Source organism: Mesorhizobium sp. P160927, assembly GCF_057766385.1.
The window spans coordinates 4,050,073-4,073,178 of record NZ_JBYMDW010000001.1; the positions used below are offsets into that span (position 1 = coordinate 4,050,073).

At 62.3% G+C, this 23,106-nt stretch carries 28 protein-coding genes, 1 tRNA gene and 1 pseudogene; 21 read left to right on the forward strand and 9 right to left on the reverse strand.

The window, feature by feature from the left end; translation table 11 throughout:
- Nucleotides 1–45 precede the first annotated feature (45 nt).
- Nucleotides 46–1,410 carry a magnesium transporter gene (mgtE, locus tag AC3CB8_RS19755; protein ID WP_352565548.1) on the forward strand — a complete coding sequence of 455 codons (1,365 nt, stop codon included), beginning with the start codon at nucleotides 46–48 and terminating at the stop codon, nucleotides 1,408–1,410.
- A 56-nt stretch (nucleotides 1,411–1,466) separates the two neighbouring features.
- On the opposite strand, the gene gor is transcribed toward mgtE, so the two are convergent.
- From gor to rpiA, 3 genes are all read right to left on the reverse strand, one after another.
- Nucleotides 1,467–2,858, reverse strand: coding sequence for a glutathione-disulfide reductase (gene gor, locus AC3CB8_RS19760; protein WP_352547164.1), 1,392 nt, complete (start codon nucleotides 2,856–2,858; stop codon nucleotides 1,467–1,469).
- 116 nt (nucleotides 2,859–2,974) lie between these two features.
- Complete coding sequence (locus tag AC3CB8_RS19765; protein WP_023773725.1) at nucleotides 2,975–3,589, reverse strand: DUF2059 domain-containing protein; 615 nt, start codon at nucleotides 3,587–3,589, stop codon at nucleotides 2,975–2,977.
- On the reverse strand, nucleotides 3,576–4,307 hold the full coding sequence (gene rpiA, locus AC3CB8_RS19770; protein ID WP_352565550.1) for a ribose-5-phosphate isomerase RpiA: 732 nt from the start codon (nucleotides 4,305–4,307) through the stop codon (nucleotides 3,576–3,578). The genes AC3CB8_RS19765 and rpiA overlap by 14 nt, the downstream gene beginning before the upstream one ends.
- A gap of 253 nt (nucleotides 4,308–4,560) precedes the next feature.
- Here rpiA and AC3CB8_RS19775 point away from each other — a divergent pair, with 253 nt between their 5' ends.
- The 5 genes from AC3CB8_RS19775 (at nucleotide 4,561) to AC3CB8_RS19795 (ending at nucleotide 7,334) form a co-directional block, all read left to right on the forward strand.
- On the forward strand, nucleotides 4,561–5,244 hold the full coding sequence (locus AC3CB8_RS19775; RefSeq protein ID WP_023773727.1) for a phosphoglycolate phosphatase: 684 nt from the start codon (nucleotides 4,561–4,563) through the stop codon (nucleotides 5,242–5,244).
- A gap of 138 nt (nucleotides 5,245–5,382) precedes the next feature.
- Nucleotides 5,383–5,457, forward strand: a tRNA-Val gene (locus tag AC3CB8_RS19780).
- A 150-nt stretch (nucleotides 5,458–5,607) separates the two neighbouring features.
- Nucleotides 5,608–5,865 (forward strand): PepSY domain-containing protein, encoded by a 258-nt coding sequence (locus tag AC3CB8_RS19785; RefSeq protein WP_023773728.1) that lies wholly within the window; start codon nucleotides 5,608–5,610, stop codon nucleotides 5,863–5,865.
- Nucleotides 5,866–6,007: 142 nt separating this feature from the next.
- Entirely contained in the window at nucleotides 6,008–6,751 is a 744-nt protein-coding gene (locus tag AC3CB8_RS19790) for a lysozyme inhibitor LprI family protein (RefSeq protein WP_352660704.1), read from the forward strand.
- Nucleotides 6,752–6,857: 106 nt separating this feature from the next.
- Nucleotides 6,858–7,334, forward strand: a complete 477-nt coding sequence (locus AC3CB8_RS19795) for a hypothetical protein (RefSeq protein ID WP_352565555.1) — start codon at nucleotides 6,858–6,860, stop codon at nucleotides 7,332–7,334.
- A 3-nt stretch (nucleotides 7,335–7,337) separates the two neighbouring features.
- Here the strand turns inward: AC3CB8_RS19795 and AC3CB8_RS19800 are convergent, their stop codons facing one another.
- Nucleotides 7,338–9,221, reverse strand: a complete 1,884-nt coding sequence (locus AC3CB8_RS19800; RefSeq protein WP_023784090.1) for a L,D-transpeptidase family protein — start codon at nucleotides 9,219–9,221, stop codon at nucleotides 7,338–7,340.
- 210 nt (nucleotides 9,222–9,431) lie between these two features.
- Nucleotides 9,432–9,720, reverse strand: a pseudogene (locus AC3CB8_RS19805) (SDR family oxidoreductase); the annotation flags it as partial.
- A gap of 306 nt (nucleotides 9,721–10,026) precedes the next feature.
- On the opposite strand from AC3CB8_RS19805, the gene AC3CB8_RS19810 reads away from it, so the two are divergent.
- Together AC3CB8_RS19810 and AC3CB8_RS19815 are read left to right on the forward strand one after the other, a co-directional pair.
- Nucleotides 10,027–10,206, forward strand: coding sequence for a hypothetical protein (locus AC3CB8_RS19810; protein ID WP_245273904.1), 180 nt, complete (start codon nucleotides 10,027–10,029; stop codon nucleotides 10,204–10,206).
- 62 nt (nucleotides 10,207–10,268) lie between these two features.
- Nucleotides 10,269–10,664 carry a rhodanese-like domain-containing protein gene (locus AC3CB8_RS19815; RefSeq protein ID WP_023773735.1) on the forward strand — a complete coding sequence of 132 codons (396 nt, stop codon included), beginning with the start codon at nucleotides 10,269–10,271 and terminating at the stop codon, nucleotides 10,662–10,664.
- 12 nt (nucleotides 10,665–10,676) lie between these two features.
- Here AC3CB8_RS19815 and AC3CB8_RS19820 read toward each other — a convergent pair whose 3' ends face one another.
- Nucleotides 10,677–11,588 carry an alpha/beta hydrolase gene (locus AC3CB8_RS19820; RefSeq protein ID WP_352565557.1) on the reverse strand — a complete coding sequence of 304 codons (912 nt, stop codon included), beginning with the start codon at nucleotides 11,586–11,588 and terminating at the stop codon, nucleotides 10,677–10,679.
- A 47-nt stretch (nucleotides 11,589–11,635) separates the two neighbouring features.
- Here AC3CB8_RS19820 and AC3CB8_RS19825 point away from each other — a divergent pair, with 47 nt between their 5' ends.
- Nucleotides 11,636–12,088, forward strand: coding sequence for a MarR family winged helix-turn-helix transcriptional regulator (locus tag AC3CB8_RS19825; protein ID WP_023773737.1), 453 nt, complete (start codon nucleotides 11,636–11,638; stop codon nucleotides 12,086–12,088).
- Between the two features lie 16 nt (nucleotides 12,089–12,104).
- Here AC3CB8_RS19825 and AC3CB8_RS19830 read toward each other — a convergent pair whose 3' ends face one another.
- The gene (locus AC3CB8_RS19830) at nucleotides 12,105–12,716 is read right to left on the reverse strand and encodes a pyridoxamine 5'-phosphate oxidase family protein (RefSeq protein WP_352547157.1); all 612 of its coding nucleotides are present in this window, start codon (nucleotides 12,714–12,716) and stop codon (nucleotides 12,105–12,107) included.
- A 62-nt stretch (nucleotides 12,717–12,778) separates the two neighbouring features.
- Entirely contained in the window at nucleotides 12,779–13,132 is a 354-nt protein-coding gene (locus tag AC3CB8_RS19835; RefSeq protein WP_023784086.1) for a gamma-butyrobetaine hydroxylase family protein, read from the reverse strand.
- Between the two features lie 194 nt (nucleotides 13,133–13,326).
- On the opposite strand from AC3CB8_RS19835, the gene moaA reads away from it, so the two are divergent.
- From moaA to AC3CB8_RS19895, 12 genes are all read left to right on the forward strand, one after another.
- Complete coding sequence (gene moaA, locus AC3CB8_RS19840) at nucleotides 13,327–14,322, forward strand: GTP 3',8-cyclase MoaA (RefSeq protein WP_023773740.1); 996 nt, start codon at nucleotides 13,327–13,329, stop codon at nucleotides 14,320–14,322.
- A gap of 55 nt (nucleotides 14,323–14,377) precedes the next feature.
- Entirely contained in the window at nucleotides 14,378–14,851 is a 474-nt protein-coding gene (locus tag AC3CB8_RS19845) for a hypothetical protein (protein WP_023784084.1), read from the forward strand.
- 136 nt (nucleotides 14,852–14,987) lie between these two features.
- Nucleotides 14,988–15,347 (forward strand): hypothetical protein, encoded by a 360-nt coding sequence (locus tag AC3CB8_RS19850; RefSeq protein WP_023773741.1) that lies wholly within the window; start codon nucleotides 14,988–14,990, stop codon nucleotides 15,345–15,347.
- Nucleotides 15,348–15,522: 175 nt separating this feature from the next.
- A complete protein-coding gene (locus tag AC3CB8_RS19855; protein ID WP_352565560.1) occupies nucleotides 15,523–16,443 on the forward strand; it encodes a DMT family transporter in 921 nt (306 codons plus the stop codon).
- Nucleotides 16,444–16,496: 53 nt separating this feature from the next.
- Complete coding sequence (mobA, locus tag AC3CB8_RS19860) at nucleotides 16,497–17,123, forward strand: molybdenum cofactor guanylyltransferase MobA (protein ID WP_023784081.1); 627 nt, start codon at nucleotides 16,497–16,499, stop codon at nucleotides 17,121–17,123.
- Nucleotides 17,120–17,629 carry a molybdopterin-guanine dinucleotide biosynthesis protein B gene (mobB, locus tag AC3CB8_RS19865; protein WP_023773743.1) on the forward strand — a complete coding sequence of 170 codons (510 nt, stop codon included), beginning with the start codon at nucleotides 17,120–17,122 and terminating at the stop codon, nucleotides 17,627–17,629. The genes mobA and mobB overlap by 4 nt, the downstream gene beginning before the upstream one ends.
- Nucleotides 17,630–17,788: 159 nt before the next feature.
- On the forward strand, nucleotides 17,789–18,574 hold the full coding sequence (locus AC3CB8_RS19870) for an ABC transporter substrate-binding protein (RefSeq protein WP_023773744.1): 786 nt from the start codon (nucleotides 17,789–17,791) through the stop codon (nucleotides 18,572–18,574).
- Between the two features lie 74 nt (nucleotides 18,575–18,648).
- Nucleotides 18,649–19,365 (forward strand): ABC transporter permease, encoded by a 717-nt coding sequence (locus AC3CB8_RS19875; protein ID WP_015317854.1) that lies wholly within the window; start codon nucleotides 18,649–18,651, stop codon nucleotides 19,363–19,365.
- Nucleotides 19,362–20,186, forward strand: coding sequence for an ABC transporter permease (locus tag AC3CB8_RS19880; protein WP_023784080.1), 825 nt, complete (start codon nucleotides 19,362–19,364; stop codon nucleotides 20,184–20,186). Before AC3CB8_RS19875 ends, AC3CB8_RS19880 begins: the two co-directional genes overlap by 4 nt.
- Nucleotides 20,187–20,299: 113 nt before the next feature.
- Nucleotides 20,300–21,169, forward strand: a complete 870-nt coding sequence (locus AC3CB8_RS19885) for an NAD(P)-dependent oxidoreductase (RefSeq protein ID WP_023773747.1) — start codon at nucleotides 20,300–20,302, stop codon at nucleotides 21,167–21,169.
- Nucleotides 21,170–21,174: 5 nt separating this feature from the next.
- Entirely contained in the window at nucleotides 21,175–21,879 is a 705-nt protein-coding gene (locus AC3CB8_RS19890) for a DNA alkylation repair protein (RefSeq protein ID WP_352547147.1), read from the forward strand.
- A 103-nt stretch (nucleotides 21,880–21,982) separates the two neighbouring features.
- Nucleotides 21,983–22,546 (forward strand): DUF3299 domain-containing protein, encoded by a 564-nt coding sequence (locus AC3CB8_RS19895; protein WP_352547146.1) that lies wholly within the window; start codon nucleotides 21,983–21,985, stop codon nucleotides 22,544–22,546.
- A 9-nt stretch (nucleotides 22,547–22,555) separates the two neighbouring features.
- Here AC3CB8_RS19895 and AC3CB8_RS19900 read toward each other — a convergent pair whose 3' ends face one another.
- Nucleotides 22,556–23,047 (reverse strand): Lrp/AsnC family transcriptional regulator, encoded by a 492-nt coding sequence (locus AC3CB8_RS19900; protein ID WP_006205209.1) that lies wholly within the window; start codon nucleotides 23,045–23,047, stop codon nucleotides 22,556–22,558.
- Between the last annotated feature and the right edge of the window lie 59 nt (nucleotides 23,048–23,106).

Genomic DNA, 23,106 nt, shown 5'->3' on the forward strand with positions numbered 1-23,106 from the left:
GTGACCTGAGTGGTTCATGTCCTGCCGGACGGCAAGGAGTGAGCCATGAACGATTTTTTCCCCGTAGCGGACGACGAGGCCGTCGCCATCGCCCGCATCCTTGCCAACGATCACGTCGCCGACCTTGTCGACGCGCTCAACCATGAATCGCGCGAAACCGCGACGGAGCTGCTTTGCGCCGTACCCTTCGAACGGCTGGTCGAGATTTTCGACCAGCCTGAGCTCGAAGGCGCGGCCGAACTGGCGGGGGCCCTGCCCCGTCCCAACGCGAGCAAGCTGCTCACAGCCATGTCCGTCGACCGCGCGGCCGACATCCTGCGCGAGCTCGACGAGCCGGCACGCTCCGAGCTGCTCGGTGCGTTGGCGCCGCCGCTGCGCGCCACCCTGCTTTCCATTCTGGGCTATCCCGAAGGCAGCGCCGCCTCGATCATGACGACGGAGTTCGTCAGCGTGCCCTCCGACTGGACCGTCGGACGCACGCTCGACTACATCCGCAAGGTCGAACGGACGCGCGAGACCGTCTATGCAATCTACATCGTCGATCCGCGGACAAATCTCCTGGTGCGGTCGACGGGCTTGCGTCGGCTCATCACCGGTGAACCGGACGACCCGATCCTGTCGGTAGCGCCGGATCGCGTGCCGGTGACGGTCACTCCGCTGACGGATCGTGAACACCTGGCGCAGACGATCTCCAAATACGATCTGCTCGCCGTCCCGGTCGTCGACAACGGCAAGATCCTCGGCATCGTCACCATCGACGACATCATCGACGCGATGATCGAGGAGACGACCGAAGACGTGCATCGCTTTGGCGGCATGGAGGCTTTGGACGAGCCGTATATGAAGATGAGCTTTCTCGCCATGATCAAGAAGCGCGGTGGTTGGCTCTGTGCGCTGTTCATCAGCGAGATGCTGACGGCCAATGCCATGCAAAGCTATGAGGGCGAGTTGGAGAAAGCGATCGTGCTGACGCTGTTCATCCCGCTGATCATGAGCTCCGGCGGCAATTCCGGCTCGCAGGCGACCTCGCTGGTCATCCGCGCGTTGGCGCTGCGCGAAATCGGCCTTCGTGACTGGTGGCGGGTGGCGTTGCGCGAACTGCCTACCGGTCTCGTGCTCGGCGCCATGCTGGGCGTGGTCGGCGTCGGCCGCATCGCGCTCTGGCAGTATATGGGCTTCTATGACTATGGCCCGCACTGGCTGCTGATTGCCGCAACGGTTGGTGCCGCACTGATCGGCATCGTCACCTTCGGTTCGCTGTCGGGATCGATGCTGCCTTTCGCCCTGAAACGGATCGGTTTCGACCCAGCCAGTGCATCCGCGCCGTTCGTCGCCACGCTGGTCGATGTCACCGGACTGGTGATCTATTTCTCGGTGGCGCTCGTCATCCTGCGCGGCACCTTGCTGTAGCGATTCGACCGCCGCCGCCGGCCATGGCTGGCGGCGGCAGAGCCGCGTCAGGCACGTCAGACGCGCTCGCCGTCCTTCACCCGATAGGTCGGCTTGTACATGGTGACGAGCTCTTCGGAGGCGGTCGGGTGCACGGCCATCGTGCGGTCGAAGTCGTCCTTGGTCAGTCCGGCCTTCAGGGGGATGCCGAGCAGCTGTGCCATTTCGCCGGCATCCGGCCCCAATATGTGGGCGCCGAGAACCCTGCGCGAAGCGCCATCGACGACCAGCTTTATCAGCATCTTTTCGTCACGGCCCGACAACGTGTGCCGCATCGGCCGGAAGCTGGCGCGGTAGATTTCGATATCGGCGAAGCGCTTGACGGCTTCGTCTTCCGACAGGCCGACCGTGCCGATTTCCGGTTGCGAGAAGACAGCCGTTGCGATCGTGTCGTGGTCGGGCGCCGTCGGATTGTCCTTGAAGGCCGTCTCGACGAAGCACATGGCTTCGTGAATCGCCACCGGGGTCAGCTGCACGCGGTTGGTGACATCGCCGATCGCCCAGATATTGTCGATGTTGGTGCGGGAATACGGGTCGACCTTGATCGCACCGGTCGCGGCGGTCATCTCGATGCCTATGCCTTCGAGGCCCATATTCTCGGTGTTGGGGATGCGGCCGATGGCCAGCATCACCTGATCTACCGTCAGTACCTGCCCCCCGATGAGCTGCGCGTCGAGCCGCCCGTCCGGCCGCTTGCTGACCGATTCGGAGACGGAATGGCAAAGGATCTTTATCCCCTTCTTCTCCATCGTCTCATGCAGCGTGCGCCGCAGGTCCATGTCGAAGCGGCCGAGGATTTCCTTGCCGCGATAGACCAGCGTGGTGTCTACGCCGAGGCCATGGAAGATGTTGGCGAACTCGACCGCGATATAGCCGCCGCCCTCGATCATGATCGCCTTTGGCAGTTCCTTGAGGTCGAAAGCCTCATTGGAAAAGATGCAGTGTTCGTGGCCGGGCAGCGCCGGATGCGCCGCCGGACGGCCGCCGGTGGCGATCAGGATCTGATCGGCGGTGACGGTGCGATCCTCACGCAGGAGGTGGATCACGTGCGGGTCGACGATCATCGCCCGCGTGTGAAACGTCTCGCCACCCGAACCCTCGACATTCTTCTTGTAGATCGCTTCCAGGCGGCTGATCTCGCGGTCCTTGTTGGCTACCAGCGTCTGCCAGTCGAAACTGGCTTTCGGCACTGTCCAGCCATAGCCGACGGCATCGGCGAAATGCTCGGGAAATTGCGAGGCATAGACATAGAGCTTCTTCGGCACGCAGCCCCTGATGACGCAGGTCCCACCGAAACGGTATTCTTCGGCAATGCCGACGCGTTTGCCGAGCGCTGCGGCGACCCGCGCTGCCCTCACCCCTCCAGAGCCGCCGCCGATGACGAAGAGGTCGTAGTCATAACCGGCCATGAAGCGGCTCCTTGAACGCCAAAATGCGACTGACAGGTAGGCTGCGAACCGTCAAAAGAAAAGCCCGGACAAGCCGGGCTTCACAGATGGCCGCAAGGCCGTCGAAAAGATCTCGATCAGTTCTGCGTGCCGTCCGCGGGCGCAGAACCGTCGGCGGGGGCTGCGCTATCCGCCGGAGCAGCACCGTCCGCGGGAGCGGTCGCATCGGCGGGTGCGGCCGGCGCCTTGGCTTTTGCCGCCGCAGCCAGAGTCTCGCCGACTTGCTGGGCGAGATCGCGCGCTACGCCGTTCTGCCAGATGTCGGCGGCCTTGACGAGGTCACGCGTCACGGTCGGGCCGCTGTCGAGCAGCTTCTTGCCGGACTCGGAGCTGTAGAACGCCGCGATGTCGGAGAGCTCCTTTTCGGAAAACACCTTCGCATAGGCAAGAGCCGCTTCCTTCTCGAGATCCGCACGGCGCGAGGCCATCGCCAGTGCCTTCTCGTTGATCGTCTTGCCGATCAGTTCCTGCATGTCAGGGTTCTTCTGGATAAGCTGCGATTCGAGCGCCGCGGCGGCCTGCGGCAGGATGTTGTCGAACGGGTCGGTCGCATGGATCGCGGCGACCGCGGCGCGTGCGGCCTTCAGATGCGATTCCGTGACGTCCTGCGCGAAGACAGGCGAGGAGAACGCGAAGACGGCCGAAGCCGCCACAAGGACGGAAAGACGGCGAACCCGGTTATGCAACATCATGATCGGTAGAACTCCCTGGTTTTCGGGCGGCATGGACAGTTTGGATACCGTCGCCGCCGGCGATGATGGCCGCTGACGCCAGCCCGATGAAAAGACCATGCTCAACCACGCCAGGAATGGCGTGGAGAGCATTCGAAAGCGCTCTTGTATCCGGAATGCGGCCAAAAGATGCATCCAGGATAAAATGGCCGCCGTCTGTAACAAAAGGCTGGCTCCCCGTCATCCTCAATATCACCGCACCGGAAAGGCCGAGATTTCCAGCCGCCATGGTCACGGCGATCTCAGTCGCGCGCAGGCCGAACCGGTTGACTTCGATCGGAAGCGGAAACCGGCCGAGTGTCTCGACCATCTTCGAACGGTCGGCGATGACGATCATGCGCTGCGAGGCCGCGGCCACGATCTTCTCGCGCAGCAGCGCGCCGCCGCCGCCCTTGATCAATGTCAGTTCCGGGTCGACCTCGTCGGCACCGTCGACGGTGAGATCGAGCTCGGGCGTTTCCTCCAGCGTCGACAGCGGCACGCCGAGTTCGCGGCACAGCGCGGCAGTGCGTTCGGAGGTCGGCACGCCTGTTATGGTCATGCCGGTGGCGACCTTGTCGGCAAGCAGCCGCACGAACTCCTCGGCAGTGGTGCCGGTGCCGATGCCGAGCCGCATGCCGTCGCTGACATGGGCAAGGGCCGCCCGCGCGGCCTCGACCTTCAATAGCCTCGCATCCATGCTGCTTTGCTGCCCCGAAACCGAATGCATGTCGCCCAAAATGACTTCGGCTTTGGGAAAACGACATGCTTGAAAGATAAAGACCAGAAGCGCGCCGCATGAGTCCGTTCGACGCGACGCGCTTCAGCGTTTTCGGCTCCTAGCATTTTTGCAAGCCGGGTCAAAGCCCTTGGGGCCGTCTCGCCGGTCTGCTTGCCTTAACGCGTCGCAGCCGCTATCGCCTGCCCATGCACAAACCTGCGCAGGATGGATCATGACTCGCCCGATCATCGTGTTCGACCTCGATGGAACGCTGATTGACACGGCGCCGGACCTGCTCGACAGCCTCAACCACAGCCTGGCGGCCAGCGAACTGTCGGCGGTCGACGAAGCCGGCTTTAAACGCTTCGTCGGCCATGGCGGTCGGGTGATGATCGAACGGGCGCATGCCGCGCAGCAACGATCCCTCAAGGTCGAGGAGCACGACCGGCTGCTGAAACTGTTCCTCGATCACTACACCGACAACATTCCGGGCAAATCCCGCCCCTACCCCGGCGTGATCGAGGCGATTGCCCGTTTTGAGAAGGCCGGCTATCTGCTGGCCATCTGCACGAACAAATACCAGGCCAATTCGCTGGCGCTGATCGAAGCACTCGGCTTGACCAGGCATTTCGCGGCAATTGCCGGGCAGGACACGTTCGCGTTCCGCAAGCCCGATCCGCGCCACCTGATCGAGACCATCAAACTCGCCGGCGGAGATCCGCACCGCGCCCTGATGGTCGGCGATTCGCAAACCGATATCGACACCGCCAAGGCCGCCGGCATTCCTGTCGTCGCCGTCGATTTCGGCTACACCGACCGTCATGTGCGCGAGTTCGAGCCCTCGGCGGTGATATCGCATTTCGATGCGTTGACACTCGATCTGGCGCAAAGGTTGATCGGCGCCGCCGCACACTGAGCGCCGACGATGAAAACTCTACGGAACGGGCCTTGGCGAGACCGCAAATCCGATCTGTGTGACAACACCAGACGCTGCCTTGACTTAATGGGTCGGCCTCCCTTATATCGCGGCTCGCTTGGCCTTCGGGCAACGAGCGGGCGATTAGCTCAGCGGGAGAGCACACCCTTCACACGGGTGGGGTCGCAGGTTCAATCCCTGCATCGCCCACCATCTTTGCTGAACATCACATCGGCAGCTACAGCCCGTCTTTTCCCTTTGGCGCGGGGCCTTTCTGCACAGGCGCTCAACGCCGGGACACCCACGTGCGGAACAAACCTGCGTGACAGCGAGTTTCCTTGCGTCGAAACTTGAGGGAAAACCATGTCCAGATTTCTCCTTGCGGCCTCCGTCGCCGTTCTTTTCGCCGCCGGACCCGCCTTTGCCGCGGATGAAACTGCACTGCCGCCACCCAATGCCAAGAAGCTGTCGGAGATCATCGCCAAGGTCGAGCAGCGTGACGGGTTTCGCTACGTGAAAGAGGTCGACTGGGACAAGGATGGCTACACCGTCACCTACTATACCTCGGACAAGGCGAAGGTCGAAATCGTCTTCGATCCTGTGACGGCCGAACCAAAATAAGGTTCGTAGGACATCCCCGTCGCGAATGCGCTGCGTCCGCGTATTCTCAAAGACGAAACCAGCGTCAAAATTGTCCATACTGGAGTATGTTAGGCTCCGGTGCCGGGTCGCGCCTTGGGCAATCCCTGCTGGCTTGGGGGCCATGATGCGATGTTTCGTTAGACCCTATCTTCTGTCGGTATTGGCCATCGTCCCAGCCGGCGGCTTCCTTGCTGTTTCTCCGGCATCGGCGGACGGGCCGCCCTTCGACTGCGGCAAGGCAAACCTGCCGGCGGAAAAGGCGATCTGCGCCGACACGCAATTGTCGGCGATCGATCTGCTGGTTTCGAAGGCCTACAAGGAATTCGAGCCGGCGTTCGGCGGCGACAAGCGCAAGATTGCCCGCGGGCTGATCGCTGATCGCAATGCTTGCAAGAGCGATACCGCCTGTATCGCCAGCGCGCTCAACAACGCCTTGCAGACCTATGGAAATGCACCGTCTTGGATGCAGGACTACACCATCGCGCTGATCGGCAAGAAGGCGCTGGACGCAGCCGCGCGGAACCCCGGCAATAAGGACCAGCCCCTGCCCTCGGTGATCGGCCAATGCGCGTCGACGCATATCGAGACGCTGACCACGCGGCTTGGCGACGATCCGCTGGAAACGGCTACTCCCGAAGCGGGCAGCGCGGCCACATTCACCAATGGCGGCGGGGCCGTGTCCTATGATCGCGAGGCTGGCCTTGCCGCCTCGAAGGTGGGTGAACCCGTCGTCATGTGCTTGATCTCCATTCCCAGGGACTGCCCCAAGGACGACGACCGTGGCCGGGTTTATTATTCCGTCGACCTCGTCGCGAAAGGCTCCTGGGCTCTCCCGGATTCGCAGCATATGTGCGGCGGCGCCTGAGCTGCGGGATTTCACCAGCGGGCCCAGGAGTGTTCCGTCTCCCCTTGCGTCAATTCGCCATTTGATGGCTGATTGTGGAAGGACCGGGCTTCAGGGTGGGGTGGGCATGTCGACTGCGAAGCACTTGATGAAGCGCGTCCTCATGATGCTGGCCGGCTATCTCGTCGCCATACTGGTTGGTCTGATCGCCGTCGTGGCGATCTATGCCGCGTTGAGTTCGCTGCCCAACGCGCCAGCCTATTTCGACCTCTTGGGAGTCTCGCCGATCGCCGCCTTTGTGGTACCGCCGCTCGGCATATTCATCTATTTCCTGACCATCGTGGTAACCGCGCCTCAGACGCTGATTTTTGCGCTGATCGCTGAATTCTTCTCTCTTCGCAGCGCTATGCTGCACATGGTCTTCGGCGCCGCGGCTGCGGACGGAGGTTTCTTCCTGATCTGGCCGAGCGCGGCGGAGGAAGTGGATCTGGAGCGCTGGGCCGACATCGGCATTATAGCCGCCGCCGGTCTGGTTGCCGGGCTGATCTATTGGCTGATCGCCGGGCGCGACGCCGGTTTCAGGCGCTCGCTGTCGGAGCGATAACGACTAGCTCGAGGGTGAGCGCACCGCCTCGGTTGCGTCCAGAGCCTGCTTCAGCCGGGAATCGCGATCGTAGACGTCGCTGAAATACTCTACCTTGCCGGACATGTCGGGCCAGGCGGTGAAATAAGCGACATAGACTGGGATATCGCGTGTCACATCCTCGGTCGAGTGTCCATGCTTCAGCTTCTCCGCGATATAATCGACCGAGGTGCCGAGCACTGCAGCCGCCATGCCGCGCGGATCCTGCAGGCGCACGCAGCCATGGCTGAGCGCGCGCATATCCTGCTTGAAGAACGATTTCTGGGGCGTGTCGTGCATATAGATCGCATGCTTGTTGGGGAACAGGATCTTCAGTTCGCCCAGCGCATTGGCCTCGCTCGGCTGCTGGCGCACATTATAGGGAATGTTGGCGCCATAAGCGCCCCAGTTCACCGCCGACGAAGGGATGCGCTTGCCGCGTGAATCCGTCACCTCGTAGCCGGCCCGGTCAAGATAGCCGGGATCGCCGCGCAACCTCGGCAGCATTTCGTTTACGATGATCGACTGCGGCACGCCCCAGTAGGGGTGGAAATCGACCTGCTTGATCTGGTCGTAGAAGAAGGCGGTCTGGTTGGTGACGCGGCCGACGACCGCGCGCGTCTTCAATTTTTCCTGGCCGTCGTCGATATAGCTCGCGGTGAAAGCAGGCTGGTTGATGAAAACACGCGGGCTGCCGAGATCGGAAGGCAGCCAGCGCAATTCTTCCAGCGCCACCTCCACCTTCAGCAGCCTGTCGGCCTTCGACGTCCCGGCTAGTGTGGCGACCGTGCGTGGACCGATGACGCCGTCGCCCTTCATGCCTTCCTTCTGCTGCACCGCCTTGATCAGCGGCACCAGCTCGGGAACGTAGACTTCGCTGGTTGCCAGCCGCGACAGGACCTCGCCATAGGTGCCGCCCATTTCGTCATCGAGATTACGCGCGATCAGCGACAGCAGCTTCGGCAATTCGGGGCTGGTTTCGCCTGGCTTCAACAGCAGCTTGGGATCGACGACGATTTCGTTCTCGGCGCTCGCCTGCAGCGCTTCCAGTTCGACGCGCAGCGCCTGATATTCCGCATTCTGCGGATGGCGCGATTCCAGATAGGTGCGAACCTCCTGGGTATGCGCCAGAGTCTTCAGCGCGCCGATCATGTCGAGCGGCTTGGCCGGGAAATCGTAGTAGCCGGTCATGCGGTTCGGCTCGACACGGCCATTCTGGGCGTCATGCGCATAGCGCAGGGCACGTGCCGACAGCGCCATCTCGAAACGCACGAGCTCCTTCAGCTTGGCTGCGTCATCCGCCGAGGACGAACTGGCGGCTGGCACATCGACCGTGTAGTCGGCAGGCGTGAGGCCGTAGCTTGCAGCCTCGCCAAGCACCCGCACCGCATCCTGCGCGCGGTTGTTCGGGGTGGTCCCGGTCACCCAGATGAAATCCGGGTTGGCCGAGTAATACGCGATCAGCGCCTTGGCGATGTCGGGCTCGGCATAGAGTTCATAGTCGGCGAGCCCGGCAATGGCTTCATGGAAGGCAGCACCCGTGGCCGAAGGCACGAAAGCGGCGTCTTGCGGCGTAGCCGGCTGCGGCGCCGTCGCCAGCGTCGAGAAGTCGACACGCACCAGCTTGTCGGCTTTGTAAGTATAGTAGGACGGACTGCTGATCCTCACGCCGCCGCCGGCCGGAGCGTTCGGCTGGGGTTTGTGCTTTGGCGGAGGAGGCGGAAACTCGCCTTTCGGCTCATGCCTGATGCCACCGCCGAATAGCATGTCGAAAAATCCCTGGGCCCCTGCCTGAGGCATGCCGAAAGCCAGCGTCGCCGTAATCGCCACCAGCGGCATCACGGTTGCTTTTTTACCGAGGAATTTCATCGATCACCCGCTCCGGTCGTAACCGGTTCCCGTTCCGCACGCTAGACCGTCCCGCTCACCGCATGGCGGATGTAAGGCGCGACTATACCGATTCATACCGATTTCGTTAAGCTTTCATAAATTTCGGCTGGGCTGTTGCCGAACGGTTTCACAACATCGTGACGGCTGGCGCGACCGAACTGGCGCTCCGGCCGCGGGAATCCCGGCGCCTCACGCGTTTGCGCCTTCCGTCGATGGTCAGCGCGGCTCCGGTGACGAACCGGGCCCTCCGGCCCGGCGAGCCAGGCAACCATGCCGGCGATATCGTCCGCCTCGCCGAATCGCGGGGTGGCCATCTTCTGGCGCTGATGCTTGGCATGCGGGCCGTCGGCCGGGTTCATGTCGGTGTCGGTCGAACCGGGATGGACGACATTGGCGGTGATGCCGCGTGACCCGAGGTCGCGGGCCAATGCCTTGGTCAGACCGACGGCGCCGCCTTGCTGGCCGAGTAGGCTCCCAGGCTGGAGCCTCTATGCCGCCTATGGCAGCAAGGAGGCCCTGTTCCTCGAGGCGACCGCCCTCTATTCCCGCGTGGAGGGCGCCGACATCTGGCTCGCGCTGGAAAAGGCGCCAACGGCGCGGCTTGCGATCGAGCGGTTCTTGCGCCGGACCGCGAAGGCTTATTCGCAAAGCGATCGTCCGCAGGGCTGCCTGATTACGCTGGGGTGCGCTGCACGAAGACTCGAGCCGGGGCGCGATCTGCGCGGATTTGCGGCGCCCGCGCGCCGAGAATCTTACCGCGCTGAAGAAGCGTCTGGAGCGCGCAGTGGCCGAGGGTGAATTGCCTGCCGACTTCGATTGCCGTGCAGCCGCGATCTTTTTCGCAACGGTCCAGCATGGCATGTCGATTCAGGCGCGTGACGGCGCTTCCCGCTCCGCCCTGATGGCGACGGTAGCCGGGGCACTGGCCGCTTGGAAGACCATGGCCGGCACCGTCGAGGCGTGACAAACACCATCCGTTGTGCTCGAAATCCGTCTTGCAGCAAACCCGCGGCCGGAGGGGACCATGTGAAAAAAGGATATCGCGAACTGCTGGATGAGGCCAACGCCGAGATCGAAGTGGTTTCGCCCGAGGAAGCGGCAGGGCTGCTTGAGGACGAAGACACCATTTTCGTCGATCTGCGCGATCCTCGTGAAATCGAACGCGACGGCGGAATTCCCGGCGCCAAGCACGTCACGCGTGGCATGCTGGAGTTCTGGATCGATCCCGAAAGCCCCTACCACAAGCCCTTCTTCGCTTCCGGAAAAAGCTTCGTCTTCTTCTGCGCCGGCGGCTGGCGTTCAGCGCTGGCCACCAAGACGGCGCAGGACATGGGTCTTTCCCCGGTCAAGCACATCCTCGGCGGCTACACGGCCTGGAAGGCAGCTGGACTGCCTGTAGCACCCGGAGACAAGAAGAAATAGCCTGATGACCGCTCAGTTGAGCAGCGACGGGTTCTGCTGCGTGGTCATGAAGCCGACGGCGCGTTCAACCACGCCCTTGTCGGTCAGAATGCGGCGGTGGCCGAGCCCCTCGGCCCAGTGCAGCCGCACATGGTCGCCGGCGCCGGCATAGCGTCGTGCATGTTCAGCCGGCACCTCCCGGTCGTCGGGCGCGTGGATGACCAACGTCGGCACGGGCGCCTGGGCGAGCTGCCGGTCACCGGTGAACTCGTGCAGCGGCCGGCCGGAGAGATATTCGACGCGGTCAGCCATGGCGACCTGCGAGCGGGGACCGACATTGAGCATCCGGCTGAAGTCGGCGAAGATTGCCGGCAGCGAGCTTGGTGCCGCGATTAGCACAAGACGTGCGGCCGACAGCGGTGGGATGTCCTTGACGGAGCCGGCGATCGCATTGGCTGCAACGGCGCCTCCGAAGGAATGGCCGACGGCAGCCACGAACGGCCCAAACCATTCGCCGGCCATTCTTGCGGCCTCGACGGCATTGACCATGTTCAGGTGCCTGCCCTGCGAATGGCCATGACCGGGAAGATCGAGCGAGACGACCTTGTAGCCGGCAGCGCGAAAACCTTCGATCAGCACGCGCATATATTCGGTACGCGAGCGCCAGCCATGGATGACGAGGACGCTGCCGGCGGACTCGCGGCCCGGCTCGGGGCGGAATTCATGAACCATGACGCAGCCGGTCGCGGTCTCCAGCCGGTGATGGCGCGCCTCGGCCATGAACTCCGCGGCGCGGTCGATGGCGCGGCGCTCGCCGTCGGTCAGTGTCCTGGTGCTTGGCGTACGGCAGAACAATTCGAAAGCCGCGCGCCCGGTGATGCGCGGCGCGACATGTTCGGCCGCACCAAACACACCTCGGATGACCTTCAGCCCGAATGATGCCATAGTCAGAATCCATCCATACGTTCAAGCATGAACATAATAGTTCAAAGATGAACAATAAACAAGAGCTACCCTGGGACAACCCGCGTTTTCGCAACTGGGTCGCGGTGGCGCGCGCCTGCCATGTGCTGGAGCGCACGCTCGCGGTGAAACTTGCGCCGCTCGACCTGAAGCCGGCGCAGCTCGACGTGCTGATGAACCTCTACCGTCACCCAGGCATGTCGCAGCACGACCTCGCCCGCAAGCTGCTCGTGGGCCGCTCCAACATCACCATGCTGTTGCCGCAGTTGGAGACGCGTGGCCTGCTGCGGCGCGAAGGCGATGAGAAGGACAAGCGCATCTTGCGGCTTACGCTGACCGAAACCGGCGAGGCGCTGCTGATGCGGGCGCTGAAAGTGCATATGGCGCTGATCGAGAAGGCGATGAGCCAGTCGACGCCGGAACAATGCGACATGATCGGCGAGCAGATGCGCAAGATCTATGACGTGCTGAACGAGGCGTGATCGCCCTTTCAGGCGATCACCACATCGACTTCTTCGCCCGCTCCGGCCACTCCCTGTCGTAGGTTTCGCCGTCGATATTCTTGCGGCTGGTGATTTCCAAAATCCTTCCGGGTGTCGGCAGCGACTTCGGGTCGACATGCTTGGCGGGGTTCCACAGTTCCGACCGCACGATGGCGCGAGCGCACTGGAAATAGACCGAATCGACATCGATCACGGTGACCGAACGCGCCGGCTTGCCGTCGACCATGAACGACGCGCACAGCGCTGGGTCCGTGGTGATATGGGCTCGTCCGTTGATGCGCAGCGTCGTGCCGGAGCCCGGCACCAGGAACAGCAGGGCGACGCGCGGATCCCTGATGATGTTCTTCAGCGAATCGGCACGGTTGTTGCCGCGCCGGTCCGGCATCATCAGCGTTTTCGCATCGACGATGCGCACGAAGCCCGCGAGATCGCCGCGCGGCGAACAATCCAGCCCCTCCGGACCGCTGGTGGCTAGCGCGACAAAGGGCGAGGCTTCGATAAAGGCGGCGTATTCTGGGATGACATGGTCGAGTTCCTTGACCACCGAGGCCTCGCCCGGCAATCCGTAACTGGCTTCGAGTTGTTCGACTGTGGTGATGACCGACATTTTTCGTCTCCCGTTCCGCCGCCCTACTCCCGATCGGTGACGTTTTGACGACGCAATGGCGGCTAACGATCGCGGCTCAGGCCCTTCTCGGCGAGTTCCGCGAGATAGCCATTCCAGCGCGCATGCTTCTCGTGGCCGAGCGTGTGCAGGTAATTCCAGGTGAAGATGCCGGTGTCATGGAAGTCGTCAAAGGTGATGCGCACCGCGTAATTGCCGACCGGCTCGATCTTCAGGATGGCCACATCGCGTTTGCCGGGAACCGTCACCCGCTGTTCGGGCGAATGGCCCTGCACCTCCGCGGAAGGGGACGCCACGCGCAGCAGTTCCGCCGGCAGCTCGAACGGCTGATGGCCGGGAAAGGTCACGGTGAGCAGCTTGCGGTCCTTGGAGACCCTCAGTTCTTTCGGCGCCGTCATGGTCGATCCTGCATGAATTTGCCCTTCCCTACGCTGCTTCGCGCCGTGCGAAAAGGTATGGGATCGTGCCGACACGCGATGTCGGTCGCGGAATGTTACCAAAGATCGAGGCCGGCTATCTTGAATGGCGGGCTGGATCGTATCACATAGCTGTATATAACGGCGCCGTTAACGGCCACGGAAACGCTCCGAACATGAACATGATCGACCCCTTCGGTCGCACGATCAGCTATCTCAGAGTGTCGGTCACCGACCGCTGCGATTTCCGCTGCACCTATTGCATGGCCGAGGATATGGCCTTCCTGCCCAAGAAGGACCTGCTGTCGCTAGAAGAACTCGACCGGCTCTGCACCGTGTTCATCGAAAAGGGTGTCAAACGGTTGCGCCTCACCGGCGGTGAGCCGCTGGTGCGCAAGAACATCATGCATCTGGTGCGCCAGCTTTCGCGGCACCTCGACAGCGGCGCACTGGAAGAACTGACGCTGACCACCAACGGTTCGCAGCTTTCGCGCTTCGCCGCCGAGCTCGCCGATTGCGGCGTCAAGCGCATCAATGTTTCGCTCGACACGCTCGATGCCGACAAGTTCCACGCCATCACCCGCTGGGGTCATCTTGGCAAGGTCATGACGGGCATTGATGCCGCCCAGGCGGCTGGACTGAAAGTCAAGCTCAACGCGGTGGCGCTGAAGGATTTCAACGACGCCGAACTGCCCGAAATGATGCGCTGGGCGCATGGCCGCGGCATGGACCTGACCGTCATCGAAACCATGCCGATGGGCGAGATCGACGCCGATCGCACCGACCAGTACTTGCCGCTGTCGCTGCTGCGTGCATCGCTCGAGCGCCAGTTCACGCTGACCGACATCCCCTTCAAGACCGGTGGCCCGGCCCGCTATGTCCAAGTCGCCGAGACCGGTGGAAAACTCGGCTTCATCACGCCGATGACGCATAATTTCTGCGAAAGCTGCAACCGGGTCAGGCTGACTTGCACGGGCACGCTCTATATGTGCCTTGGCCAGGAAGACGCAGCCGACCTGCGCACCCCGTTGCGCGCGTCCGAAGGCAATGAACTGGTTGCCGACGCTATAGACGAAGCCATCGGCCGCAAGCCAAAGGGCCATGACTTCATCATCGACCGCCGCACCAGCCGTCCGTCGGTGTCTCGGCACATGAGTGTCACGGGCGGCTGACCTTGTCGCCTGTCCGTGCGAGAACGCCTTGCAATGATCGGCTCCGGGGTAAGGCATGCGACGGCTCTACTCAATCGTCATATCTCTTGCCGCGGTCTCGGCGAATACCGCGTTTGCCGCGCAATTCACCTACGTGAACGAGCGCTTCGGCACCGTTTGCACCTTCCGCGACGATATCTTCACCGATCGCCAGCCCGAGCCTGAGAACGGCGACGGCCAGGTATGGCTGAGCGCGGACGGGGCCAGCCTGACATGCTCCGGCATCCCAGACATCGACCATGAGACGCCGAAAGACTTTGTCGTCGGCGAAAAGACGAGCAATGAGCCTGGCTACAAGGTCACCTACGGCAAGGCCGGCAAGGATTGGGCCGTGCTGTCGGGCGTGAAGAACGGAAAGATTTTTTACGAGCGGCGGCTGTTTGGCGGGGATGGCGTCATCCGCACGGTCTGGATCGACTATCCGCCGGCGCTGAAATCGAAATATGACCCGCTGGTCGGCGCCATCGCTGGCAGCCTTAAGGGGCCATGAACCGTTCGGGCCAAGAGTATTTTAGCCACACCGCGAACAAATATCTGTCGGCAAATGTCGGTCTGATTTACTGGTCATGGTTTCCCGCCTACCCTCCGCTCCGTAGCGATTCATCGCGTTCTCGGGGGATTACACCATGCGCAAACTCCTTCTCGCTTTTGCCTTGCTCGGCTTGGCTACCCTGCCGGCGGCTGCCCAGTCGATCGGCGGCACTTACACCGTCGCCGGCACCAATTTCGATGGTTCGTCCTATGGCGGCGAAGCCACCATCGCGCTGACCAGCGGCACCACCTGCACGATCCATTGGGAGACGGGCGGTTCTTCTTCCGATGGCATCTGCATGCGCAACGACAACGCGTTCTCAGCTGGCTACGCAATGGGCAAGGATATCGGCCTCGTCGTCTACAAGGTCGAGGATGACGGGTCGCTGCATGGTTTGTGGACCATCGCCGGCAAGGAGGGGAACGGCACCGAGGTGCTGACACCCAAGAAGTAGACAATCCCTCATCTGCACCATGTCGGGAGGCGATGCCGCCTTCCGACAGAATTCGTATCTCGCCCAGAAGATTCACGCCGGCGAAGATAGATATCCGGTCCTGGCCCAGCCCTTTGCCGTTGCTGTTTCGTGGTGGGCTGTTAGAGGCTTGCTTGCCAAAGCAACGGTAGATGTCTTGCCCCTTTCCCCAAATCTTCGCGGCGCGTTGTTCATGGTGGTGGCGATGGTTGGCTTTACGCTCAACGACGCCATCACCAAATACTCTTCGGAGTCGATGAACATGGCGCAGGTCATGTTGATCAGAGGGGCGTTCGCCTCGCTGTTCGTCGGACTGCTGGCTTGGCAACGTGGCGCACTTTTTCAGCCGCGCCTGATGCTGCAGCCGCTGGTGGCGGTCCGTGTCCTGGGCGAGGCGGGCGCTACCGTGTCCTTCCTGGTCGCGCTCGCCCATTTGCCGATCGGCAGCGTTTCAGCCGTTCTCCAAGCGCTGCCGCTGGCGGTGACGATGGGCGCGGCGCTGTTTTTCGGTGAAGCGGTCGGCTGGCGGCGCTGGCTGGCGATCGCTATCGGGTTTGCCGGGGTCATCATCATCGTGCGGCCGGGTTTCGAGGGCTTCAGCATTTACTCGCTGGTGGCGCTGGCATCCGTCGCCTGCTGCACGGTGCGGGACCTTGCCACCAAGCGCATCCCCCAGGCCATCCCGACGATGCTGGTCTCGACCGCCACCGCGCTGGCCATGACCGTCGTCGGTGCGTTTCTGTTGACGCCGATGGGTGGCTGGACACCGATGACCGGCAAAAGCACGGTGCTGCTGGCGCTGGCCGCGGTGCTGGTGCTCATCGGCTACCAATTCATCATCATGGCGATGCGATCGGGTGAGATCTCCTTCATCGCTCCGTTCCGCTACACGGCGCTCCTCTGGTCGATACTGCTTGGCTTGACTATTTTCGGTGACATACCGGACGTGCCGATGATTGCCGGCGCGGCAATAGTTGTTGGCTCGGGCCTCTATACGCTTTATCGCGAGCGGATGGTCGGCCGGCGGAAGATCGTCGCCGAAAGCACCGGCCCGGCCATGGCGCCGGAAGGACTCTAGCACCCCTTGAAGCCGCTTGCGATTTCCCCCGGCTGGCGTACAGGCTGGATGGCATGAAGCGGGATATCGCTGGGATCATCCTGGCAGGTGGCCAGTCGAGGCGGATGGGCGGTGGCGACAAGGCGTTGTTGCCGCTGGGCGGCGGCTGCGTGCTCGACAAGGTGCTGTCGCGATTTGGCCCGCAGCTCGAGATCCTGGCGCTCAGCGCCAATGGCGATCCGGCGCGGTTCGCCCGGTTCGGGCTGCCGGTGCTTGCCGATGCCATCGAAGGCTTTGCCGGGCCGCTTGCCGGAATCCTGACCGGCCTGGAATGGGCCGCCGCCGGACTGCCTTGCAAGGCGATCGTCACCGCGGCCGGCGACACGCCTTTCCTGCCGCTGGATCTCGTCGACCGTCTGGCGGCGGCGGCGGATGAACATCCCGGTTCTATCGCCGTCGCCTCTTCGGCGGGCCGGCGGCATCCGACCTTCGCGCTGTGGCCAACCGGATGCCGCGATGCCTTGCGGCATTTACTGGTCGATCAGGACAACAGGCGCGTGTCGGCCTTTATCGAACAACACGGCCATGTCGACGTGGAATTCCCTGTCCGGCAATCCGTCGGAATCGATCCTTTCTTCAACATCAATGTCCCGGACGATCTTGCCCAGGCCGAACAGCTGTTGCAGAGCATGTCGCCATGAACAGACGCATCTTCGGCATCACCGGCTGGAAAAACTCCGGCAAGACCACACTGACGGAAAGGCTGGTCGCGGAGCTTGTGCGGCGCGGCTGGAAGGTCTCGACGGTCAAACATGCTCATCATCATTTCGACATCGACAAGCCCGGCGCGGACAGCTTCCGCCACCGGCAGGCGGGTGCTACCGAGGTTGCGATCGTATCGGGCAATCGCTGGGCGCTGATGCACGAATTGCGTGGCGAGCGAGAGCCGCCGCTGGACGCCATCCTGTCGCGGCTCGCCCCCTGCGACATCGTGCTGGTCGAAGGCTACAAGCGCGAATCCCACCGCAAGATCGAAACGAGGCGGCTGGAAGCGAAGGACCGGACGCCGCTTGCGGTGGGTGATCCCAATATTGTCGCCGTCGCCGCGGATTTCGCTATCACCGACCAGAGCCTGCCGGTGTTCGACCTCGACGACGCAAAATCCATAGCCGACTTCATCGAGCGCACGACCGGCCTCGTTGCTTGAGAAGTAACGTAACGGTAGAAGCCCATTACCGGTTTCGGCGGTTTTGCGGTTGCTTTTTTCTTGGAAAGAGTGGGAGTATCGGCTCAGCGGGCGGTCAAAAAGCACCGCCCCACAGAGCCGTTTCGGAACGACGGCCGGGACCATAAAGAGAGGACTATCATGCGTATTGCACTGCGTATCGCGCTCGCCGCATCGGCTGCGCTGCTGACGCTCGGCGTAGCCCAGGCCCAGGAGAAGACCCTGCGGATTGGCACCGAAGGCGCCTACCCCCCCTTCAACAACCTCACCGCGGACGGCCAGCTTGTCGGCTTCGACATCGACATCGCCAAGGCGCTTTGCGATGAGATGAAGGTCAAGTGCACCTTCGTCGCCCAGGATTGGGACGGCATCATTCCCGCACTTCAGGCCGGCAAGTTCGACGCCATCGTCGCCTCGATGTCGATCACGCCGGAGAGGCAGGAGAAGGTCGACTTCTCGCACAAATACTACAACACCCCGTCGGCAATCGCCGTGCCGAAGGATTCGCCGCTCAAGGGCGTGACCAAGGAAGACCTCGCCGGAAAGAATATCGGCGTCGCCACCACGACAACCCATTTCAACTATGCCTCGAAGACCTACACGGACAGCACCATCAAGGGCTATCCGAGCAGCCCCGAGGAACAGGCTGACCTCGCCAATGGCCGTCTCGACGCCATCGAGGACGATATCGTAGTGCTGCAGCAGTTTCTGGATTCGCCTGAAGGCGCCTGCTGCAAGATTCTCGGCCAGCCCTCGCCGCAACCTGTCGAAATTTTCGGACCTGGCGCCGGCATCGCCGTTCGAAAGGGCGATACCGACCTGGTCAACAAGTTGAATTCCGCCATCGACGCCATCCGCGCAAACGGAAAATATAAGGAAATCAACGACAAGTACTTTAAGTTCGACGTCTACGGCGCCGAGTCCTGATCATCATTGCCAAGGCGGCGGGGTTTCCCTGCCGCCTTGTTCATCTCGGGAGCGCCGTGGGGTAAGGCCAGTCAATGCCAGTCCAAAGCATATGGACGCTGCTCAGTTGGGGACCGGAGGGCTGGAGTGACGATATTGCCTATGGTGCGTTGGTCACCATCGCGCTCGCGCTTGCAACGCTGCCGATCGGCCTGACGATCGGCTTTTTCGTGGCCTGGGCCAAGCAGTCCGAAGAACCGTCGCTGCGGCTGGCCGCCAACATCTACACCACCATGTTTCGCGGCCTGCCGGAATTGGTGACGCTGTTCCTGTTTTTCTTCGGCATGCCCATCCTGCTGCAATACGTCATCCGCCTCTTCAAACCGGAGGCAACGATCGATGTCGACAGCTTCATCGCAGGCATGATCGTGCTGTCGCTGATCTTTTCTTCCTACGCCAGCGAGGTATTCCTCTCCGCCTTTCGCGCCATTCCGAAGGGCCAGTATGAAGGCGGCTACGCAATCGGCCTGTCGAAATGGCTTACCATGCGCAAGGTGATCCTGCCGCAGCTGCTGCGCATCGCCTTTCCCGGCCTTGAGAATTGCTGGCTGAGCCTGCTCAAGGACACCGCCCTCGTCTCGGTCGTCAACCTCGCTGAAACCCTGCGCAATGCCGGCGTGGCGGCACGTGTCACCAAGCATTCCTTCCTGTTCTACAGCGTCGCCGCACTGGTTTTCCTCGTCCTGGCGATCCTGTCCTCGATCGCGACCGGGTTCATCTTGCGCTCGCTAGGGCGGAGGGAGGCACGATGAGCGTCACGGAAGCGATCTCGGTCGACCGCCCGCCGCCGCGGGCACGCGGCTGGCCGCGCACCCGCATCGTCGGTTACGCACTCGTCGGCCTCTGGATCCTCTTCGGCCTGGGTATCTTCGCCTATCTCGTCTACGCCTGGAATGGCGAGTTCTTTGCCAGATATGCACCCGCCTATCTGCAGGGACTGTGGACCACGCTGTCGCTCGTCGCGATCTCGATAGTGGCCGGCGCGATCTTTTCGCTGCCCGTCACCTATGGCCGCATGTCGAAGAACCGGTTCTTGTCCGGCCTTGCCTATTGCTATGTCTATTTCTTCCGCGGCACACCGCTGCTCGTCCAAGTCTACCTCGTTTACTATGGCTTGGGCTCTTTCCGGCTGCAGCTCGAGTCCATCGGGCTGTGGTGGTTCTTCCGCGAGGCCTTTAACTGCGGCGTGTTTGCCTTTGCGCTCAACACCGCGGCCTACCAGGCCGAAATCCTCCGCGGCGCCATCGAGAGTGTTCCCAGGGGCCAATGGGAAGGTGCTGCCTCGCTCGGCCTGCACAAGCTGCAGACGCTGCGCAAGGTCATCCTGCCGCAGGCGTTCATCGTGGGCTTGCGGCCCTACGGCAATGAACTGGTTCTGATGATCAAGGCCTCGGCCATCGTCGCCATCATCACGGTCTATGACCTGATGGGCAATGCGAAGCTTGCCTACGCCAAATCCTTCGATTTCCAGGCCTATGTCTGGGTCGCCATCGTCTATCTGGTGATGGTCGAAATCCTGCGCCATGGCGTCGAATGGATCGAGCGCAGGATTACGATCCACCTCAATCGCTGAGCCGTTCCCGATCGGCCTGTGCCAGTCGATGCCGCAGCGCGCGCCTTGACGAATTCGTCGCATGGCCTAGAGCTTCCGCAGCTGAAATCTCTTTTCCGTCGGAAGGACAAGGCATGGCATCGGTGGCATTTCTCGGTCTTGGCGTCATGGGCTATCCCATGGCCGGACACCTGAAGAACAAGGGTGGCCACGAAGTGACCGTCTACAACCGCACCCAGGCCAAAGCTGAGCAGTGGGTCGCCCAACATGGCGGCGGCTTTGCCGCGACGCCGGCCCAGGTCGCCGAGGGCAAGGATTTCGTTTTTTCCTGTGTCGGCAACGATGACGACCTGCGTTCCGTGACCACAGGCCCCGCGGGAGCCTTCAAGTCGATGAAGAAAGGTTCGGTCTTCATCGATAACACCACGGCTTCGGCTGAAGTCGCGCGCGAACTGGCCGAAGCCGCGCAATCGGGCGGCTTCTCATTTCTCGACGCGCCCGTCTCCGGTGGCCAGGCCGGCGCCGAGAACGGTGTGCTGACCGTCATGGTGGGCGGCGATGAGGCCGCCTTCGACAGGGCCAGGCCAGTTATCGACGCTTTTGCTCGCATGGTTGGACTGATGGGATCGGCGGGCGCCGGGCAGCTCACCAAGATGATCAACCAGATCTGTATCGCCGGGCTGGTGCAGGGGCTTTCGGAAGGCATCCATTTCGGCAAGAAGGCAGGTCTCGACATTGAGAAGGTCATCGAGGTGATTTCCAAGGGCGCGGCCGGTTCCTGGCAGATGGAAAACCGGCACAAGACCATGAACGCCGGCAAATATGACTTCGGTTTCGCCGTCGACTGGATGCGCAAGGATCTCGGCATCTGCCTTGAAGAGGCCGATCGCAACGGGGCCAGGCTGCCGGTGACCGCGCTGGTCGACCAGTTCTACAAGGACGTACAGGCGATGGGCGGCAAGCGCTGGGACACGTCTTCGCTGCTGGCGCGGCTGGAGAGGTAGGCGCAGTGTCCGCGCCCGTTCCAGGCTGGACCGCGCAGGACATCGTCGCCCATCTGCACTCGATCGGAACCGAGGAAATCCGCGCCGGCATGGGGCGGTTCGGTATCAACACCGCGACCGCGCTCGGTGTCGCCAATGCGGATTTGCGGCCTTTGGCGCGCAAGCTGAAACGCAACCACGAGCGATCCCTGGCGCTGTGGGACAGCGGCGTTCGCGAAGCACGGCTGATGGCGGCCTTCACCGGCGAGCCGAAAAAGATCACCATTGAAGAGTGCCGCCGCTGGGCCGGCGATTTCGATTCCTGGGAGATCGTCGACACCGTCTCGGATCTGTTCGTGGATACGCTGTTCTGGCGCCAGCTGGTCGAGGAGTTTGCCGCCGACGAGCGCGAATTCGTTCGCCGCACGGCCTTCGCCATGCTGGCATGGGCGTCAGTGCATTTGAAAAAGGAACCGGACGCGACGTTTCTGTCCTACCTGCCGCTAGTCGAGGCTCATTCCCGCGACGAGCGCAATTTCGTCAGGAAAGCGGTCAACTGGGCGTTGCGGCAAATCGGCAAACGGTCGGTGGGTTTGCATGGCCCTGCCCTTGCCCTGGCGCAGGAACTTGCCAACTCCGCGAACAGGACGGCGCGCTGGATCGGCAAGGATGCGGTAAAAGAACTTTCGCATGCCAAAACCCACGAACGCCTCGCCGCCAGAAAGACCTGACAGGGCGAGGATTGCCGCGGCCGGTTCTCGCTGACAGGTGATGCGGCTCGAGCATTGACGCCACCGACAGCGGCGTCTTTAGTCGCCCGCAAAGGATGCGACCATGAACCATTTTAAAGCGATCCTGGCGCTTGCGGCCGCGCTCGCACTCTCCACTGCGGGCGCTTCGGCCGAGACCACGCACATCTTCTGGAAGGATCTGCGCCCGGCGACGCAGGCCATCGCCGAAGACGCCGGCTTGCCGATGATCGCGGCGAAACTGCCGGATCATGGCGAGACACTCTCAGTCGCCCTGTACGACAAGATCATACAGTTGGCCGGCTATGCATTGCCGGTCGATCGCGACGGAGATCTCGTCTATCAGTTCCTGCTGGTGCCATGGACGGGTGCGTGCAGCCACATGCCGACGCCTCCGCCCAACCAGATCGTGCTGGTCACACCAGCCCATCCCTACAAGATGTCCGGGGCCTACCAGTCGGTTGCCGTCACCGGCGCCCTGAAGCCGGACATGGAGAAGAGCCAACTGTTCATTCTCGACGGCGTCAGCCTCATCCAGTCCGGCTACACCGTGCGCAAGGCAGATGTCGTGGGCGTCGACACGGTTCCGGACTCCGTTGTGTTGCCGGTGAACTCGCCCTGGCGCTTCCTCAACAAGAAGAAGAATTGAACGGCGGGCTCAGGCCGCGTTCGCGCCCGACTCCTTGTCCAGCACCATATAGTCGAGCGGGATTTCGGTCGTGTACTTGATCTGCTCCATGGCGAAGGACGACGACACGTCCCGGATCTCGATCTTCGCGATCAGCCGTTTGTAAAAGGCGTCATAGGCGGCGATGTCGGGCACCACGACGCGCAAGAGGTAATCGACGTCGCCACTCATGCGGTAAAATTCGACCACCTCGGGAAATTCCTGGATGACCTCGGAAAACCGGCGCAGCCATTCATGGCTGTGCGAATTGGTGCGGATCGACACGAAGACGGTGACCCGCACATTGACCTTCTCGTGGTCGAGAATGGCGACGCGCCGCTTGATGACGCCCTCCTCCTCCAGCTTCTGGATGCGCCGCCAGCACGGCGTGGTCGACAGGCCAACTTTCTTGGCGACGTCGGCGACCGCGAGCGTCGCGTCCTCCTGCAGCAGGCGGAGAATTTTTCGGTCGAGGCGATCCATCGGAGGCTCCTGGTGGAATAATTTCGCTATATTCCCTTTTATTTGGGCCGTTCACAAGA